Source organism: Psychroserpens sp. XS_ASV72 (genome assembly GCF_041224425.1).
Lineage (GTDB): Bacteria > Bacteroidota > Bacteroidia > Flavobacteriales > Flavobacteriaceae > Psychroserpens.
Genome location: NZ_JBGFGL010000031.1, coordinates 1 through 254, shown reverse-complemented (window position 1 = coordinate 254; position 254 = coordinate 1). Strand labels below are relative to the sequence as shown.

The 254-nt window shown below is 50.4% G+C and carries 1 protein-coding gene; it reads right to left on the bottom strand.

Annotated features, from left to right (window positions below; translation table 11 throughout):
- Nucleotides 1-254 (bottom strand): hypothetical protein (locus AB9K26_RS00165; protein ID WP_369970532.1); only part of this gene is annotated, 254 nt, incomplete at both ends.

Sequence of the window (254 nt, the reverse complement as noted above, 5' to 3'; positions counted from 1 at the left end):
GGAATAAGTTACGGTCACGTTACCACAAGTATCGGTGGCCGTAGCCGTTCCAGTAGCTGCAGGATCGGTACTTTCGGTACATTCCACGGTAGCATCGCTAGGCAATGTAAGCACTGGCGCAGTAGTGTCCACGACGTTTATCGTCTGCACTAGGTTAGTCTCGTTCCCACAGTCATCGACAAGCGTCCAAGTTCTTGTGATTACGGATTCGTTTGCACAGGAGCCATCGGCAACAGAATCAGTATAAGTTGCCT